Consider the following 14,190-nt stretch of genomic DNA (forward strand, 5'->3'; position numbering starts at 1 on the left):
ACACATTAAATTAAATAATTTGTACATCACTTATATATAGTGGTGTGCTTTTTTTGTTTGTTAGGCCTCTAAACGACCACATTTAATACACTAACTAACCTATACAAGTAAATATATACCGCGATTAAACATCGCGGTAAAATAGAACGTACACTCCCGAAACATACATTCTGTTTTAAGACAATAGCTTGAAAAAATATAAAGTAAAAGAAGTGGCTGAATTATTAGGTAAACACGAAGAAACTATTAAACGTTGGATAAGGTCAGGTAAATTCCCTAACGCTTATAGAAATGGCGATAAAGAAGGCTGGAGAGTAATTGAATCTGATCTATTGAAACTTAATAAAATGAGACCAGTTAGTGAGGTTTAACAAAAAGGTAGTATAAAACCAAAAGTCGATGAAACAGAGTTAGTGAAACAGGCGTATCAAGCAGTTACTCTTACTTCCCCTACTGTTGATATGTTATCAATCCTATCCGTCGGAGGGAAAAAACGGACCTTGGAAATATTATTGATAATGCAGCAGGCACCATCTAAAGTGAAGGATCCTGATGGTTTCATCAAAAATGCAATCCGTGAAAATTTAAGTCCGATTTAAACTCCTATCGAAGACATCAGGCAAACCAGAGTATGACCTATCACGAAAATGTTTGAAAACCCCGTTATAAATAACAATCGAGAACCTGCTATCCCTGTTAATAACGAGCTGAAATTAGATTAAATTCATAAAGTAAGATGGTTAATTACTAATTATTAATTATTGGTTTGTCATAAAAACGAACCTTTTCTACCTTTAACAAACTATTACCACGATTGTATAGGGAGGAATGCCAAAAGTACGATTAATAGCTATTTGAACAACCTTATTCCCTTCTATAATTGGTTGGACGAGTATAGCAACTATCAAGGTAAAAGGGTTTTCAATGGGGTGACAATTCGGAAGTGATAGAGGTGACTATTGGCAATTATCGTGTAGGAAAGTCGTTTCAGGAGGCGGAAACATCAAGACTGATTCTTGCTGAACAGTATATTTCAGAAAACTAAAATAAATGAGTTACAGCTTATTTTGAAACATTTAAGTAGTAAAAAGAGACAGCGATTGCTGTCTTTAGTTCTATAACGTATGTTTCATTTTTTGTGCATTATAAATTGAGATTTACTATTTCTAAAGTCTATTTTCTCGTAAAAAGGAATTAAATGTTCTTCACAAAACAAGCTAATCACATCAATGTGTGATAATTCTTCTAAAAGAACGGACACAAGTTTTGTACCTATACCTAACTTTTGAAATTCTTTATGTATTACAACGTCTTCAATATAAGCCCTGAATTTACCATCTGAAACAGCTCTTGCAAAACCTATAAGTTCATCGCCTTTCCAAGCACCAACCGAAACTTCTTGTTTTAACATTTTATCAATATCCTGTTCTTTTCTTTCTTCCCACCAACCTACATAGCAATAAAGTTTCATAAGTTCGTTAGCTTTAATAGGTCTTTTGATATAACTCAAAATCTCTACAGTCAAAATCTAACCCCCATTAAGATTTACTTTTTTAATACACTCACTCTTTTAAGTTGAGCTTATTCAACTAACCTGCGCGGTAGCTCAATTAGAAAAGCTGCCTTTGAATTCTTCAGCTTGATTTTAAACTCTTGCCCACATTAGTACAATAAGTAAAAGTACAATTTTATCTACTTACTTTTATATTTGATAATCATATATGTACAAACTGCCATTACGCTTGCTAAATACAAGATTGTGAAACCTATAAAACCTAGATAGGAACTTTCGATTCCAGGTGCACCAGAACTAAAAAAACTCGCCGAATTACTACATAAAATAAAACCTGTTAATAATGTCCCAATCCCAACACCAAATAATTTCCTCATAATAAAACGCGCCTCCTCTTAGATTTACTATTTCACTAAATGCGCCGTTAGTTGCTGGGAGATCTTTATTTTACATGTTTGGAAAATCAGACTTGAGAAAACTGCCTTAAATAAAAAATAATAATCGTCTTTAAATCAAAATAAATCTTAAAAAAGACAATAACATTCGTGTTTAATCACAGGAAATCGATTTATGAAAATGATTTCCCGTGATTAAACAAATCAAAAATGTCTGTTATTGTTATAAAGAAGTTTTCTATAACTCTATCCTATTTCTAAACCATTTAAAGACTATAAGAGTATCCAAATTTTATTGTTCTAAAAAAACCTTGTATTTTCTACATGCCCAACAAATGACGTCAAATCAATCGTAAAGGGTATGCACATTTTCTTCGCTACTCTCTCTATATCACGCATTAAAGATGGCTTCTCAGCAATTAATAATGCTCGCAACTTCCTTCCCCTCCGCAGAACAAACGTCTAGACCATTCCACATACAACGAAATAAAAGATTTAACTAGAAATTATTATATTAAGCTAGCTAAAATGCGTATCAAGATGATAAAATACAACTATAAAGGGAGATGATTACATGGGGAAATTAAGTAAACGTAATATACTTTGGATTATACCAATTGGCATATTGGGTATATTTTGGTATTTTTACGGACCACAAAAAGATATTACCGATAATGAATACATAACATATGTAAAAAACTATTCTGTAGAAAATAGTAGTCAGTCATTAGAAAAAGCATTTGATTTGACATGTAAAAATCCAAAATGGATATACTTCGAAACACAAAAAGGCCAGGATGTAGTGGAATTCGAAGGTGAATGCCCAGTCAACAATAAAAATGAAAAGGTTAATGTTCAATTTTTAGTTGATCGAGACATGACGAATGTGAGAAATGGCGCAATGCTCGTAGACAGTGTCATGCAAGAGGAAGCTAATCGCGACGAGTTTATCTTAGCACTAGTAAAATAAAACAAAAGCATCATGTCACGAGACAAAATGAGTTTTGTCTGTGAGATGATGTTTTTTAATAGCCGTTGCTATAATTTCTATTTATTTCAATTACAGTTTTATAGTTGGCTACCTGAATGTCACTAAGTATCATTCAGGTAGCCACTTTTTTATGAGACCATTTCAAATTTCGGAGGGGTCTATTCCAATAATATTCTATTACTTGAATGAAACTTCCGCCTTATCCCTTTTAAGAATTGAATATACATTTGTATCGTGCGCTATAGAATTTTGATACATATAATCCCTAAGAACCCCTTCTTTTTTAAATCCAATTTTGGTAAGCAACTTATTAGATGCTTCGTTTTCAATAAAAACAACAGCCCCTATACGAGTTAGCCCCATAGTTTCAAAACCATACGAAACCACTTTAGATAGTGCTTCCAAAGTATATCCGTTTCTCCATTGCTCGGGATGAATTTCATAACCAATTTCTGCTCGTTTGTGATTAGGTGACCAAGCATTAAAGCCAATTGTTCCAATTATGCCCTTTGTTCCCTTTCTTTCAATCCCCCACCGTATCCCTCTTTTTTCTTTAAAATTTATTAAAAAGAATTCAACTATTTTTTCTGCTTGTTCTATATTCTCAAAAGTATCTTGTCCATAATAGCGTGTTACTTCGTCGTTAGAAAAACAATTAAAAATGCTTTCTGAATCATCAAGTGTTATTTCTCTTAATAGCAGCCTATCTGTCTCTAATATTGGAAACATCTTGTTCTCTCCCTTTTAATTCTCCTTTTAACCTTTTCCTAAAACGATCTTTTTCCTTAAAATCAATTTCCAATGAAAGTTGTAATTTATAATGTGATTGCTAGAAGTATTATTTATTGAAGTTAGAATATTATAGTTGGTCATTAGTTGTCCTTGAATATAATCCATTTCAACATATAGTCAATTATTTCTTTCGAGAGAAAACCAATCACAAAATAGTTTGTTATGTATAATACTGATTTCTGCAACCCTACCAAGGTTAGCTTAATAAACTTCCAAAAAATAGAATGAAAGACAAAATCACTAATAATCCCAATGTACTAACTATCGTCCACACACTCCTTACCATACCTTTCCATCCTTTAACTCTAGAGAAGCCAAGTAATCCAAAATAAAAGGTTATCAATGTCATGTATAAAATTATAGCTAAAGGATGCAAAAAAACATAAGAACTATTGGTTTTGCCTACACTAGGCACAAAAGAATAGCTAAAAAATAATACAACACTAATTATCGAAGAGACAAATGACCATAAATTAATTTTTTCTTTCACTGCAAAAACCCTCTATTCTTCTTAATTTCACCGAATATGATTATTGTGTAAATTATCTATTATTTTAATAATATCCTATATTAAATTCGATTAATCAACTTTCTACTTCTCTTCAATTTTATAAAAAATCCATATTGGGTAAACTTTGAAACACAAAAAGGTCAACATACTGTTAAACTCCAAAGCGTTTGACCAATCAATAATGAAGAAGCAAAAATAAATGTTCAATTTCCAGGAGACCATGATATGACAAAAGTGACATATGGCGTAATGCTCATTCAAAGTGTATGCAAGAGGAAACTAATCACGACAAGTTTATCCTAGCACTGACAAAATAATAACGAACATCATGTCACTAGACTAAGTAAGTATTGCAGGACTATATAGATTTTCTACAAATTAACATAAAAAAACACATTGGTTAAATGCGATCCAATGCATTTTTTTAAATCTTATTGAATTGAACACGAAACCTCTGTTTAATAAAGAACGCTTTAAGAACTTAAAGTATTACACCTGAAAAATCCCCTTTTACTACTTCTTTTTCATTCTGATTTTTACATAAAAAGGTTGTACTAATAGCTGTTCTATTATTATCTTGTTTTTCGTATTTTTCGATTTTCACTTCACAAATGATGGTATCCCCCGTAAACACAGGTCTTAAAAATTCAAAATTCATATTACGGGCCATTACGCTATAATCTCCCCCTACTTTTGTTGGTAGAGTTGCCGTTAATAACCCTTGAATTACTAGTCTTCCTTGTTCATCTGGGGTTTTATGATGAATTCCTTCATCACCTGATATCTCTGTAAATAATTCAACATCCCTTACTGTGAAAGTCCGTTCAAACGCAATGATATCTCCTACTTTTAATGGCATATACATTCTCCCCTTTTTAATTATTTTAGAAATTCTTGAACTTTCCATTCTTTCGGCTTTATGTTCTTATTCATCCATGTCTTCTCAGGTGCATTGTATGGAGCGGTAGCGATTAAATGATTATTATGCCAGCTTGCTGCACCAGAGCGAATCATTTCATCGAGCAGTACTTGAATAAATTCTTCTGGCTGAAGCTGAAAAGAGTAGCGTGCAAAATCTTGAAACCAACCGCACTTTAGTAAGTAGTTATCGATTTCTTCTTTTGCTAATCCATTTTTAATAATTAATGTGAATGAAAAAATCCTCTTGCAGGCATGCCATGCAACTTTTTCTGGCATAGTGAGCCACTTTTCAAACCGTCCCCTTGCTGCATCAATGGCAGCCATGGGATTCTCCATTTGGGGTCCATGTCCTGAATATGCCTGTTGAATTCGGAGCTTTGACAACCCATCCAAACTTTCCAGTGATCGTTGGATGGCTGAGACACCCTCTCGAAAAATATTTGACCAACCGATGTCATTTTTGTGAAAGAGATCCCCACAAATTAATATCTCTTCTTCTGGTTCATATAGAGAAATATGCCCTAACGTATGTCCCGGTGTGTGCAAGACTCTAAAAATCCTACTTCCCGTATGAATCTCGTCATTATCTGAGAGCTTTGTATCGACTCGATAAGGTTCTACAGGCTGATCTAACCATTCTGCACTACCAGTTTCAGGGTCACAAGAATTAATTAAATCGGCGTCCCATTTATGAGCAGCAATTGGTACACCATAATTTTTTTGAAGATGAAAATTACCTCCTACATGATCACTATGATAGTGCGTGTTCACAATAAGGTGTAATTCTTCTGGTGAAACACCTACTTCTTTAATTAATTCTTCTGTCTCTTTCACATCACTCCCAAAACCAGTATCAACTAGAATTGGTAGCTGATCCTTAATAAGAATCATGTTTGCACTTGGGAATTTTCTTTCGAAGAAAATAATACTGGATTTTTTCATAAGCTATTCCTCCTAAATTTAATGAACTAAACAATTATGATTGAGCGTTCAATCAGTTAAATTTCATGCATGTGCAGAGTAATTTATCTTTAGTTAAGAAATTCTTACTAAAAACCTTATATGTCTTTCTGAAATTCACCTTTTAATTCAACTAGTTGAAAAGCAACAAACTTTTAGAAAATAGCCTTATCGTTAATCTCGAATTTCTCCCCTCCCATCATTTCAATAATACCTTATATTCCCACATTCTAAAACAGCCTGCCACAATTATCTGTGGCAGGCTTAAAATATCTTATTCTACGTAATTCTGATTTACTTTTAATTCAAAGTTGTATTTTTTGTTAATTTTGTTTGCAATGGTCTCTAAAAATAATTTGACGGTCATATTTTCAACTTCTCTCGTATACCAAGCAAGTTTTGCACCATAATTCTTTTTATTATAATTGACTTCTAGTGGCCAATAATTACCTGTAGCATAAGTATAATCAAATTTAACATACAATTCTTTTCCTTCAGGACACTCCATAATAACATTATACAAAGGATTTTTTCTTTCTCTCTCAAACTTTACTTTTCTAATTTTGGTTTGCACGAATACTCATCCCCTTTATCTACAATATTCGACAATACAATGGGTTTACCTTTAATTAATAGATAGATAAACGAAAAGAACGATTACAGCCTCTAGTTTTCGAACTAAATGGTCTTGTGGCACCAACAGATCAATTGTCAGCGCTTCTTACTGTTCTCGTTCATTGATTTGTTTCTTCGTCATCATCTTCCATCACTTCAAAAATTTTTTTTATAGTAGACTGTAATATTTACATATTTAGTTTATTAGAGGGGAGGGCGGAGACTCCAACGGTAGTATTCATCCATATTTATTGTAAAAGAAAAAAGACTGTATCCAAACTTGAAATTATTCGAGTTTGGATACAGTCTGCTTGGTTTTATTATTTACCTTTTCCATGTACACATAATTCTTTATAATTACAGCGCAAACACTGCCATTCCTCAGATGTTTGCTCAAAATCTTCAAAGTCAATCGGCTCATTAGTGAATATATCTGCTTGGTATTTCTTCATTTCCAGTACACTTCTCTGAAATGTATGCAAAGTGTTTTCAATGTCAAAATGGGTTAGCAAGTATTTTTTCCGCTGGCCTGTTTTCAAATATTCATTGTAGACCTCAATATTCTCAAGAGGTACACGGTATTTCTCTTGCACATAATACGCATATAGTGCTAATTGTTGTCGGTCATCGTCAGACTCTCCGCCCGTTTTCCAGTCAATAATGATCCACTTGTCAGCAACTTCATCGAAATAATGAAAATCCATCACGACAAATACTTGCGTATCGTCTATTTTCATCGTGCGAAACTGCTCTGGTTCACCAATTCGTAATGACCCTTTACTAGCAGTAATTTGCTGAAAGGTTTCACTATGCAGAAAGTTTTCAAAAATTGTATGCATTCGTTCCTTGTAATCTGCCACAATGGCTGGCTCCAACTTACCGTCATAATAAACCTCTTGCATCATATAAAATTTATTGGGCTTTTGTATCCATAAATCCCGATTACGTGTGGAATCGATAAATGCAGCATTGAGTTGCCCACGGGCTCTGTTCACCAGTTCTGCTACAGTCGGCACTTCTCCTGTTTGCAAATAATGGACAATCGTTTGTTCAATGATATGATGGACAATTTGTCCGAATAAAATAGGCATCGATTGAAGCTTTTTTAAACGATACACATGTTGGTGTAAAGGGTCCGCATTATAGCTAAGCCAGCCATTATGCGAAAAATAATAATCATAGCCATATTTTTTCGCACAGCCCGCTAATGTTTTATGGCGCGAAAAAGACCAAGAAAATGCTGGATATGGTGTTATTTCAAACATTTAACCCCTCCTAAAGTTGTGAGATGAAATCATAGACCAATTGTAGCATCAACAAAATTGTGATAGCTCGCAACAGTACCTTCACTTGGCTCGCCTTTACTTTTCGAGCGAGTATAATGCCTACTTGCGCACCTAAAATCGAACCAGCCATTAATGCAAGCGTCATCGGCCACTCAATTTTCCCTGTTGCAATATACGTTACAGCAGCCCCCGAGCACATGGCAAACACACCAACTCGTGATAAGCCGACCGCTTTGATATATGAAATTTTTTCATAGGCATATGTATAAAGAGCGAGCGTACTACTTCCTGGTCCGAACATGCCATCATAAATACCAATACCGAGCAAGATCGAACCATTTTTTCGGTTCATCGTAAAGGTTGACTTGTCGCCAAAATCCCCACCACCGATAAAGGACATTACAAGCGCAAAACCTAGTAAAAGTATCGCAATAAATGTTAACGTTTGGCTACTCATAAACGAGGCAATCAATCCGCCCAATGTCCCACCGATTACAGATATGAGTAATACAGGGCGTAACTCTTGCAAAGACAATTCCTTTCTTCTAAAAATCGAATAAAAGCTTGAAAATGCACTCACCATATTTGATACCTTGTTGGCACCAATGGCCGAATGTACAGGTACGCCAATAAGCATCATTGTCGGTAACGTTATCAAACCGCCTCCACCGACTAATGTACCGATGATATTTCCTACAAATCCTATAAATAAAAACAATAAGTATTCCATCTAATCCTTCTTTCTTTACAACGCAATCGCTAATTCTTATGTTAAAGTATAACAGAATGTCATTTTAATAGAGTTTAAATACGAGGTGAATCGATGAACGCACTACAAAAAACACCAATGCCCCTCTTTTGCAAGCGACTAACAATGATTGTAGCAACGATTTTTGTTGCGGCAATTACAGCAACTGTGATCCAGTATAGTAAGTTACCCGCTTTAATTCCTGTTTTACAAAGCTTTAATAGCGATCATGCGCAGTTTGGTCCAAAAATCGCGATATTTTATTTACCCTTTGTCGCACTTATGCTTTTTTTACTGCTGCACTATTTAGAGATAAAAGCAGGCTATCCATTGCCACGCAGAAATAAAGAGACACTTTCACATGCACAGCGGCAAAATGCGATGATGACATTTTGCTTCATCAAAAATGCGATTTTGCTCTATTTTACATATTCTTTATGGAACGACCTTGCTGTGGCATTAGAGCGTGATCGTATTTTACAACATTGGCATGCCTATCTATTCCTGTTCGTCTTATCTCTTATTTTTTCGGCTGGTATCATCCGAGGTTTTTTACTAAGTAAAAAAAGCTAGTAGCACTTCTGTGCACTAGCTTTTTTTCACCTCATTTTTCATTTGTTTAAAGCTATGTATTAAAGAATACTTTTGTATACCTCGTGCAGCGTCAATACTTTCTTTAGTAAATCGATCGAATGCTGTCTCATCCTTCATTTGGTGGGCAAATACAGCTTCAATCGCAGGCTGCATCCAATGTTGAGTAAGCTTTTCACTACGCATGTCTGTTGTTCGCCCTTCAAGTGCGGCAATATAGCATAGCGCATAGCTTGTAAGTGGTTCTTTTTGTATCTTTTCAGCCGCTTCCTTAGCTGCCGTAATATCCTGCTCCAAGATCGCCTTGTTAAACAAATAATTATTCTTAATCGCAGGCTGTTTGATTTTTACAATCACTTCATCAAGCACTTGGAGTTGCTCCGCTTTCGTGCTATGTGCAATCGCATAAACATAAGCAAAAAAAGGCTGCTTCTTCTGATTCTTCACAAATTTATCAACCTGTTGCATATTATTCGTTCGATATAAAATATGTACATGACGATAGATTACTGCTACCACAATAAACGCAAAAATGCCGAGTGCCACAGACATACGTACGCCTGCAAGTGATAATGCCATGGCAAGGAGCATGATCATCAAATAAAAAAAGGTTAGCTTAAGTATTCGCATAAATCCTCCTATTGCAATTTCTTAGTCATTCTTCTTGAATAAAGATAGCCTGCCCCAATAAAGAAAAGGAGTGCCATAAATTTCATCACAGGAATGACAAACAATTTACTAATTGCCACAACGACAATGATATAATACACCATCATTGCAAGTAAAAATATTTTGTACTTATTCAACTGACTTCCTACCTTCTTTTAATGCCGTTTCAATCGCAGCGAGTGCTTTTGGCCCCATACCATGCAAATTTTTTAACGTCGATAAATCCACATGGGCTAATTGTTTTAATTCTGTAAAACCAGCCGCATTCAGGGCACGGATCGCCGGCTTTGCTACACCTTTCGGCCACTCTGTCATTTACTTTCTCCCCTTCTTTCTTTGATAGTTTCTACTCTCAATTCCAATAATGCCAATTACTAAAATAAGTAGTGACACCAAATGATAATCTGTAAAAAATGACGTAAATTCAATTTCAAAATAGCGACAAATTGCCGTTACAATACGTCCTCCTAGCATCACTAGACCAAGAATCAAGAAGCCTCTAAAAACCTTATCTATACTGCTCACTCGTAAACACCTCTGCACTTTATTATGCAAGGGAGTACAATTAAATGCAAATGGTGCTCATCAAAGTACCCTTTATACAAAAATGCGAGTGTTTAAAAATGAGTGCACTGAAAAAGTGGTTATCTCAATAAAACTCTAATAAAAATCAAGCATTAGGATTTAGCGCTCTGGTGTTCGCTTTCCGCAGGCGAGCGACGAGCCTCACACCGCCGCGCTAAATCCTTATCAAAAATGCAATGCTACTGCAAATAATTACTATAAAAAATTTCAACTTTAGAGTTTTTCAGTGACCTCATAAAAATAGCCTCTCTCTTAAAAATCAAGAACAAGGCTAGTGAAATCAAATTAAAGCACATTAAACATTGCTAGCAGTGCAGCAATTATATTGACTACACTATGAATAATCCAACTAGAGATGATAGAACCATTTGATTTCTTTTCATTTATCCACCCCATTAAATATCCAGCAAAAGAAGTAGCGATTACAATTAATATAACGCCTATAAAATGAACATATGTAACAAGCATTAATCCATGAATGCCACCAAATACTAAACTTTGAATTAAGTTCCCTCTGTTAAAACCATACGTATGAATCAACCTTTTTGTTAAAAAACCTCTAAAAAAGATCTCTTCGGACAGTCCTGTCTGAAGAATTGCATAAATGAGGATGGGTATTATTGCAGAAAAGCCACGTCCAGCAAAACGCTTTGTTGCTAAAAGCGAGCTATCCACAAAATAGTAGATAAGCAAATTAGTGGGTACGACTAATATGATTATGCTTAAAATGGTTATCCCTATAAATCTTTTTTTATTTACGATAATAGGTTTTTTTAAACCGAGCCAAGCAAAAAATGACTGTTCTTTTCTTGCAAATACCAACCACCATAAAAAAGGTATTACTGAGAATAATAGTACTTGAAAAACTGCACTAATAAGATTTCCAATCATCTAATCCCTCCATTACATTGTAATGTCATTTGCAATTCAAATATAGAGCATAGAAATTATAAAAGCAAATTATATTTAATGATAAACATTAAATAAATATCGTTTATAATTATTTTTCTGAATTATTTATACCCTTCATACTTGCAGATATAAGAAATAAGCAACCGATACGCACACACACCGAACGCCTCATGCATTTAATGTTGAATTTAATAATCCTGCATACTGCTACCTACTCGTCGTTTAATCTAAAGCTTAACTCTACCGACTTCACCTCAGAGCCTTCTTTTTATTTCTCCTAGTGCGTGAGGTCTTTGGTAGGCTGTGCCCAAAACAACAAAAAAGCTTCCACCATAAATCAGTGAAAGCCTTCATATGTATTACTTCTGTGCGTATTTTTGCAAATGCTTTGGTATTACCCGAAAATCCATTAAAAACGGCATCATCATAAGTAGCGCAAATAAGTAAATTGCCACGCCAATCGTTAACGCTGAACTTTTAATTTCATCATCGACTACGTATGGCATAGCTACGTATGGCACAAACACTAGTAGTAAAATTGAAATACGTGTCATTGAAGTTAACATTTGTTTTTGCTGGCAGTGTGGACATGCGTGAAAACGCGATAAAGACACGATTGATCGCATCGACTGCTTCCACGTCCACTTCTCCTTGCATTCAATACATTTTGGCATAAAATCCCCTCCGCTATAAAGTATGCCATACATTATAGCGAAGGGTCACTGCCTTTTTCTTAAAAGTAATCAATAAATGTTGGAATGCCTACTGGAAGTATGTCTTCTAGTAAACCGATCTGTAATGGATCTCCTTGCAAACGTTCAATCTTCTCTAAATAGCTTGGTCGTTTATAGCCTAAAAGCATTGTTGCAAGCGTCTGCACCGTCAATTGCACAGCGTTATCTTCTAATTCCTCGCTGATTTTTTCGACAACGACTTGTCCGTCTAATACAGAAATATCAAACGTGCCATGATTCCATGCCACAATGCGATCACTTACCGCTAAGCGAATATTAAAAGTATTTTTTGCAAATGGATAACGAAGTAAAAATTCTTTCACATCCACTATACGTGCCATGAAATACGGTGACACTTTTTGAATAATTTCACTATCTTCGAGTAAAAACGCGACAGCTTCATTCCCCGTTGTTTTGCCGTACACATTGTATACCATCGACCTATGAGCAGATACGAAATTCCATAGACCTTTACGTGCCTCTTCTTGTAAATACACAATTTCATCAATATAATAATTCTCTTCCATTATGCGGTAAAATAAATATCCCTGTGGCACATCATTTTCATCGTAATAAATTGCAGCCTGTAAGTTGACATCACTATCAATGAACTTTTCTTCCCAGAAGTCTTCTTGGAATTTTTCATTCCATGCAATACTATTTCTCACCATCACACCATGTGTTTTTTTTGCGTAGCGCGCATAAATATCTACTACATCATCGTGCTTCGGAGCAACACGACGTATTTTACCATTTAAGCCTTTATAATGAGGTAGCTGTGTATCCTTCACTTGGAACTCTACAATATCGCTCATAATTTCCCATCCCTTTTTACGGTAATATGGAATGGAATATGGGAACAAATACGAAATATAGCGCTTCTCATCGCGCATCCGCTGCAAGCACTCTATAATAAGGCTTTCCATTAAGCCAAACCCTGAATACTCTGGGTACGTGCCGACTGCGGTAATGCCGCCCATTTCATACACCTTTCCATGGACATTCACTTGAAATGGTAAATTTAAAATCTGTGACACGAGCTGATTGCCATCAAACCATCCAATCGCGTGCCCCACATCAAATTGTCTACTTTTGGAATTGACAAAGTGCCTGTCCTTATTCATAGATAAGGATATTTGAAAAACATAATTAAGTAAGTCGATTGATTGCGCCATTTCTTCTTGCTTAATATCACGCATAACTAATCCTTTTCGCTGATTCATCGTTCTCTCTCCTAGTCAAATAACTCTGTGAAAATTGTTTCTGGTGCATTTAAAAATCGTTTCGTTACGATATAATGTATCGTGTCCTCATAACGAATCGATTCAATATTTCCTTCATCAAAACTATAAATCGTCGCATTTGGATAACCAAGTAATATCGGTGAATGCGTCGCAATAATAAACTGTGCCTCATGCTCTAAACCCTTCATGATTTTCAGTAAACTCAGCTGCCTTGTTGGCGACAATGCCGCTTCAGGCTCATCCAGTAGATAAATTGCTTTGTCTTTGAAACGATTCATAAACAGTGATAAAAACGATTCGCCGTGTGATTGATGATGCAAAGACTTGCCACCATATGCTGCATATTTATTCCTCTCCCACATCGCCATCTCGTCAATATGGCTGGCAAACTGATAAAACGTCTCTGCACGTAGGAAAAAGCCACTCGATACTTTTGGCAACCAAGATAAGCGAATATATTCTCCTAGTGCAGATTCCGCTTTATGTACATCGTAAGTATTTTGTCTGCCACCACCCGCTGTATTAAAATCACAGCGATCTGCAATGGCTTCTAGCAAAGTAGATTTTCCAGAGCCATTTTCACCCACGAAGAACGTCACATTAGTCGGAAACTCTAACTCCTGTAAATCCCGCAAACTCGGAATATCAAACGGATATGCACGCTTATCCTCGATTTCTTCTTGTAACACCTTACATGATTTCAAATACACCCTGTGCATCTCC

19 protein-coding genes and 1 pseudogene are annotated in these 14,190 nt (G+C 35.3%); 3 read left to right on the top strand and 17 right to left on the bottom strand.

Translation table 11 applies throughout. From position 1 onward, the window contains the following. Nucleotides 1–188: 188 nt before the first annotated feature. Nucleotides 189–593, top strand: a pseudogene (locus tag AEA09_RS20615) (helix-turn-helix domain-containing protein); the annotation flags it as partial. Between the two features lie 536 nt (nucleotides 594–1,129). Here AEA09_RS20615 and AEA09_RS08735 read toward each other — a convergent pair. The 3 genes from AEA09_RS08735 to AEA09_RS20450 all read right to left on the bottom strand — a co-directional run bounded on the left by AEA09_RS08735 (nucleotide 1,130) and on the right by AEA09_RS20450 (nucleotide 2,343). Further along, nucleotides 1,130–1,471, bottom strand: coding sequence for a GNAT family N-acetyltransferase (locus AEA09_RS08735; RefSeq protein WP_053584663.1), 342 nt, complete (start codon nucleotides 1,469–1,471; stop codon nucleotides 1,130–1,132). 221 nt (nucleotides 1,472–1,692) lie between these two features. After that, a complete protein-coding gene (locus tag AEA09_RS08740; RefSeq protein ID WP_053583465.1) occupies nucleotides 1,693–1,890 on the bottom strand; it encodes a hypothetical protein in 198 nt (65 codons plus the stop codon). A gap of 318 nt (nucleotides 1,891–2,208) precedes the next feature. Next, entirely contained in the window at nucleotides 2,209–2,343 is a 135-nt protein-coding gene (locus AEA09_RS20450) for a hypothetical protein (RefSeq protein ID WP_281176708.1), read from the bottom strand. Nucleotides 2,344–2,482: 139 nt separating this feature from the next. Here AEA09_RS20450 and AEA09_RS08745 point away from each other — a divergent pair, with 139 nt between their 5' ends. Then, nucleotides 2,483–2,878 carry a hypothetical protein gene (locus AEA09_RS08745; protein ID WP_053583466.1) on the top strand — a complete coding sequence of 132 codons (396 nt, stop codon included), beginning with the start codon at nucleotides 2,483–2,485 and terminating at the stop codon, nucleotides 2,876–2,878. Nucleotides 2,879–3,076: 198 nt separating this feature from the next. Here the strand turns inward: AEA09_RS08745 and AEA09_RS08750 are convergent, their stop codons facing one another. The 6 genes from AEA09_RS08750 to AEA09_RS08775 all read right to left on the bottom strand — a co-directional run bounded on the left by AEA09_RS08750 (nucleotide 3,077) and on the right by AEA09_RS08775 (nucleotide 8,714). Then, nucleotides 3,077–3,628 carry a GNAT family N-acetyltransferase gene (locus tag AEA09_RS08750; protein WP_053583467.1) on the bottom strand — a complete coding sequence of 184 codons (552 nt, stop codon included), beginning with the start codon at nucleotides 3,626–3,628 and terminating at the stop codon, nucleotides 3,077–3,079. A 1,055-nt stretch (nucleotides 3,629–4,683) separates the two neighbouring features. Continuing rightward, nucleotides 4,684–5,061 carry a hotdog domain-containing protein gene (locus AEA09_RS08755; RefSeq protein ID WP_053583468.1) on the bottom strand — a complete coding sequence of 126 codons (378 nt, stop codon included), beginning with the start codon at nucleotides 5,059–5,061 and terminating at the stop codon, nucleotides 4,684–4,686. 20 nt (nucleotides 5,062–5,081) lie between these two features. Continuing rightward, nucleotides 5,082–6,065, bottom strand: a complete 984-nt coding sequence (locus AEA09_RS08760; protein WP_053583469.1) for an MBL fold metallo-hydrolase — start codon at nucleotides 6,063–6,065, stop codon at nucleotides 5,082–5,084. A gap of 292 nt (nucleotides 6,066–6,357) precedes the next feature. Continuing rightward, nucleotides 6,358–6,657, bottom strand: coding sequence for a hypothetical protein (locus tag AEA09_RS08765; RefSeq protein WP_053583470.1), 300 nt, complete (start codon nucleotides 6,655–6,657; stop codon nucleotides 6,358–6,360). Between the two features lie 361 nt (nucleotides 6,658–7,018). Further along, on the bottom strand, nucleotides 7,019–7,963 hold the full coding sequence (locus AEA09_RS08770) for a PD-(D/E)XK nuclease family protein (RefSeq protein WP_082332609.1): 945 nt from the start codon (nucleotides 7,961–7,963) through the stop codon (nucleotides 7,019–7,021). Between the two features lie 10 nt (nucleotides 7,964–7,973). Continuing rightward, the gene (locus tag AEA09_RS08775; protein ID WP_053583471.1) at nucleotides 7,974–8,714 is read right to left on the bottom strand and encodes a sulfite exporter TauE/SafE family protein; all 741 of its coding nucleotides are present in this window, start codon (nucleotides 8,712–8,714) and stop codon (nucleotides 7,974–7,976) included. Nucleotides 8,715–8,807: 93 nt separating this feature from the next. On the opposite strand from AEA09_RS08775, the gene AEA09_RS08780 reads away from it, so the two are divergent. Next, complete coding sequence (locus AEA09_RS08780; RefSeq protein ID WP_053583472.1) at nucleotides 8,808–9,305, top strand: hypothetical protein; 498 nt, start codon at nucleotides 8,808–8,810, stop codon at nucleotides 9,303–9,305. A gap of 15 nt (nucleotides 9,306–9,320) precedes the next feature. On the opposite strand, the gene AEA09_RS08785 is transcribed toward AEA09_RS08780, so the two are convergent. The 8 genes from AEA09_RS08785 to AEA09_RS08815 form a co-directional block, all read right to left on the bottom strand. After that, complete coding sequence (locus AEA09_RS08785; RefSeq protein WP_053583473.1) at nucleotides 9,321–9,953, bottom strand: hypothetical protein; 633 nt, start codon at nucleotides 9,951–9,953, stop codon at nucleotides 9,321–9,323. An 8-nt stretch (nucleotides 9,954–9,961) separates the two neighbouring features. Continuing rightward, nucleotides 9,962–10,129 carry a hypothetical protein gene (locus AEA09_RS20100; protein WP_169778066.1) on the bottom strand — a complete coding sequence of 56 codons (168 nt, stop codon included), beginning with the start codon at nucleotides 10,127–10,129 and terminating at the stop codon, nucleotides 9,962–9,964. Continuing rightward, a complete protein-coding gene (locus AEA09_RS08790; RefSeq protein WP_053583474.1) occupies nucleotides 10,122–10,307 on the bottom strand; it encodes a helix-hairpin-helix domain-containing protein in 186 nt (61 codons plus the stop codon). The genes AEA09_RS20100 and AEA09_RS08790 overlap by 8 nt, the downstream gene beginning before the upstream one ends. Further along, nucleotides 10,308–10,517 (bottom strand): hypothetical protein, encoded by a 210-nt coding sequence (locus tag AEA09_RS08795; protein ID WP_053583475.1) that lies wholly within the window; start codon nucleotides 10,515–10,517, stop codon nucleotides 10,308–10,310. It lies immediately after the preceding gene. A gap of 345 nt (nucleotides 10,518–10,862) precedes the next feature. Continuing rightward, nucleotides 10,863–11,468, bottom strand: coding sequence for a CPBP family intramembrane glutamic endopeptidase (locus tag AEA09_RS08800; RefSeq protein ID WP_053583476.1), 606 nt, complete (start codon nucleotides 11,466–11,468; stop codon nucleotides 10,863–10,865). Nucleotides 11,469–11,848: 380 nt separating this feature from the next. After that, on the bottom strand, nucleotides 11,849–12,163 hold the full coding sequence (locus AEA09_RS08805) for a TIGR04104 family putative zinc finger protein (protein WP_053583477.1): 315 nt from the start codon (nucleotides 12,161–12,163) through the stop codon (nucleotides 11,849–11,851). Between the two features lie 59 nt (nucleotides 12,164–12,222). Beyond that, complete coding sequence (locus AEA09_RS08810; protein ID WP_053583478.1) at nucleotides 12,223–13,446, bottom strand: GNAT family N-acetyltransferase; 1,224 nt, start codon at nucleotides 13,444–13,446, stop codon at nucleotides 12,223–12,225. An 11-nt stretch (nucleotides 13,447–13,457) separates the two neighbouring features. Then, nucleotides 13,458–14,177, bottom strand: a complete 720-nt coding sequence (locus tag AEA09_RS08815) for an AAA family ATPase (protein ID WP_053583479.1) — start codon at nucleotides 14,175–14,177, stop codon at nucleotides 13,458–13,460. Nucleotides 14,178–14,190 lie beyond the last annotated feature (13 nt).

Origin of the sequence: Lysinibacillus contaminans (assembly GCF_001278945.1) — a bacterium.
GTDB lineage: Bacteria > Bacillota > Bacilli > Bacillales_A > Planococcaceae > Lysinibacillus > Lysinibacillus contaminans.

Coding starts and splice junctions, on each gene's coding strand:
- AEA09_RS08740 (WP_053583465.1), bottom strand. CDS start 1,890: ATGAGGAAATTATTTGGTGTTGGGATTGGGACATTATTAACAGGTTTT.
- AEA09_RS08780 (WP_053583472.1), top strand. CDS start 8,808: ATGAACGCACTACAAAAAACACCAATGCCCCTCTTTTGCAAGCGACTA.
- AEA09_RS08810 (WP_053583478.1), bottom strand. CDS start 13,446: ATGAATCAGCGAAAAGGATTAGTTATGCGTGATATTAAGCAAGAAGAA.
- AEA09_RS08755 (WP_053583468.1), bottom strand. CDS start 5,061: ATGCCATTAAAAGTAGGAGATATCATTGCGTTTGAACGGACTTTCACA.
- AEA09_RS08770 (WP_082332609.1), bottom strand. CDS start 7,963: ATGTTTGAAATAACACCATATCCAGCATTTTCTTGGTCTTTTTCGCGC.
- AEA09_RS08775 (WP_053583471.1), bottom strand. CDS start 8,714: ATGGAATACTTATTGTTTTTATTTATAGGATTTGTAGGAAATATCATC.
- AEA09_RS08750 (WP_053583467.1), bottom strand. CDS start 3,628: ATGTTTCCAATATTAGAGACAGATAGGCTGCTATTAAGAGAAATAACA.
- AEA09_RS08745 (WP_053583466.1), top strand. CDS start 2,483: ATGGGGAAATTAAGTAAACGTAATATACTTTGGATTATACCAATTGGC.
- AEA09_RS08785 (WP_053583473.1), bottom strand. CDS start 9,953: ATGCGAATACTTAAGCTAACCTTTTTTTATTTGATGATCATGCTCCTT.
- AEA09_RS08760 (WP_053583469.1), bottom strand. CDS start 6,065: ATGAAAAAATCCAGTATTATTTTCTTCGAAAGAAAATTCCCAAGTGCA.
- AEA09_RS08800 (WP_053583476.1), bottom strand. CDS start 11,468: ATGATTGGAAATCTTATTAGTGCAGTTTTTCAAGTACTATTATTCTCA.
- AEA09_RS08735 (WP_053584663.1), bottom strand. CDS start 1,471: ATGAAACTTTATTGCTATGTAGGTTGGTGGGAAGAAAGAAAAGAACAG.
- AEA09_RS08805 (WP_053583477.1), bottom strand. CDS start 12,163: ATGCCAAAATGTATTGAATGCAAGGAGAAGTGGACGTGGAAGCAGTCG.
- AEA09_RS08790 (WP_053583474.1), bottom strand. CDS start 10,307: ATGACAGAGTGGCCGAAAGGTGTAGCAAAGCCGGCGATCCGTGCCCTG.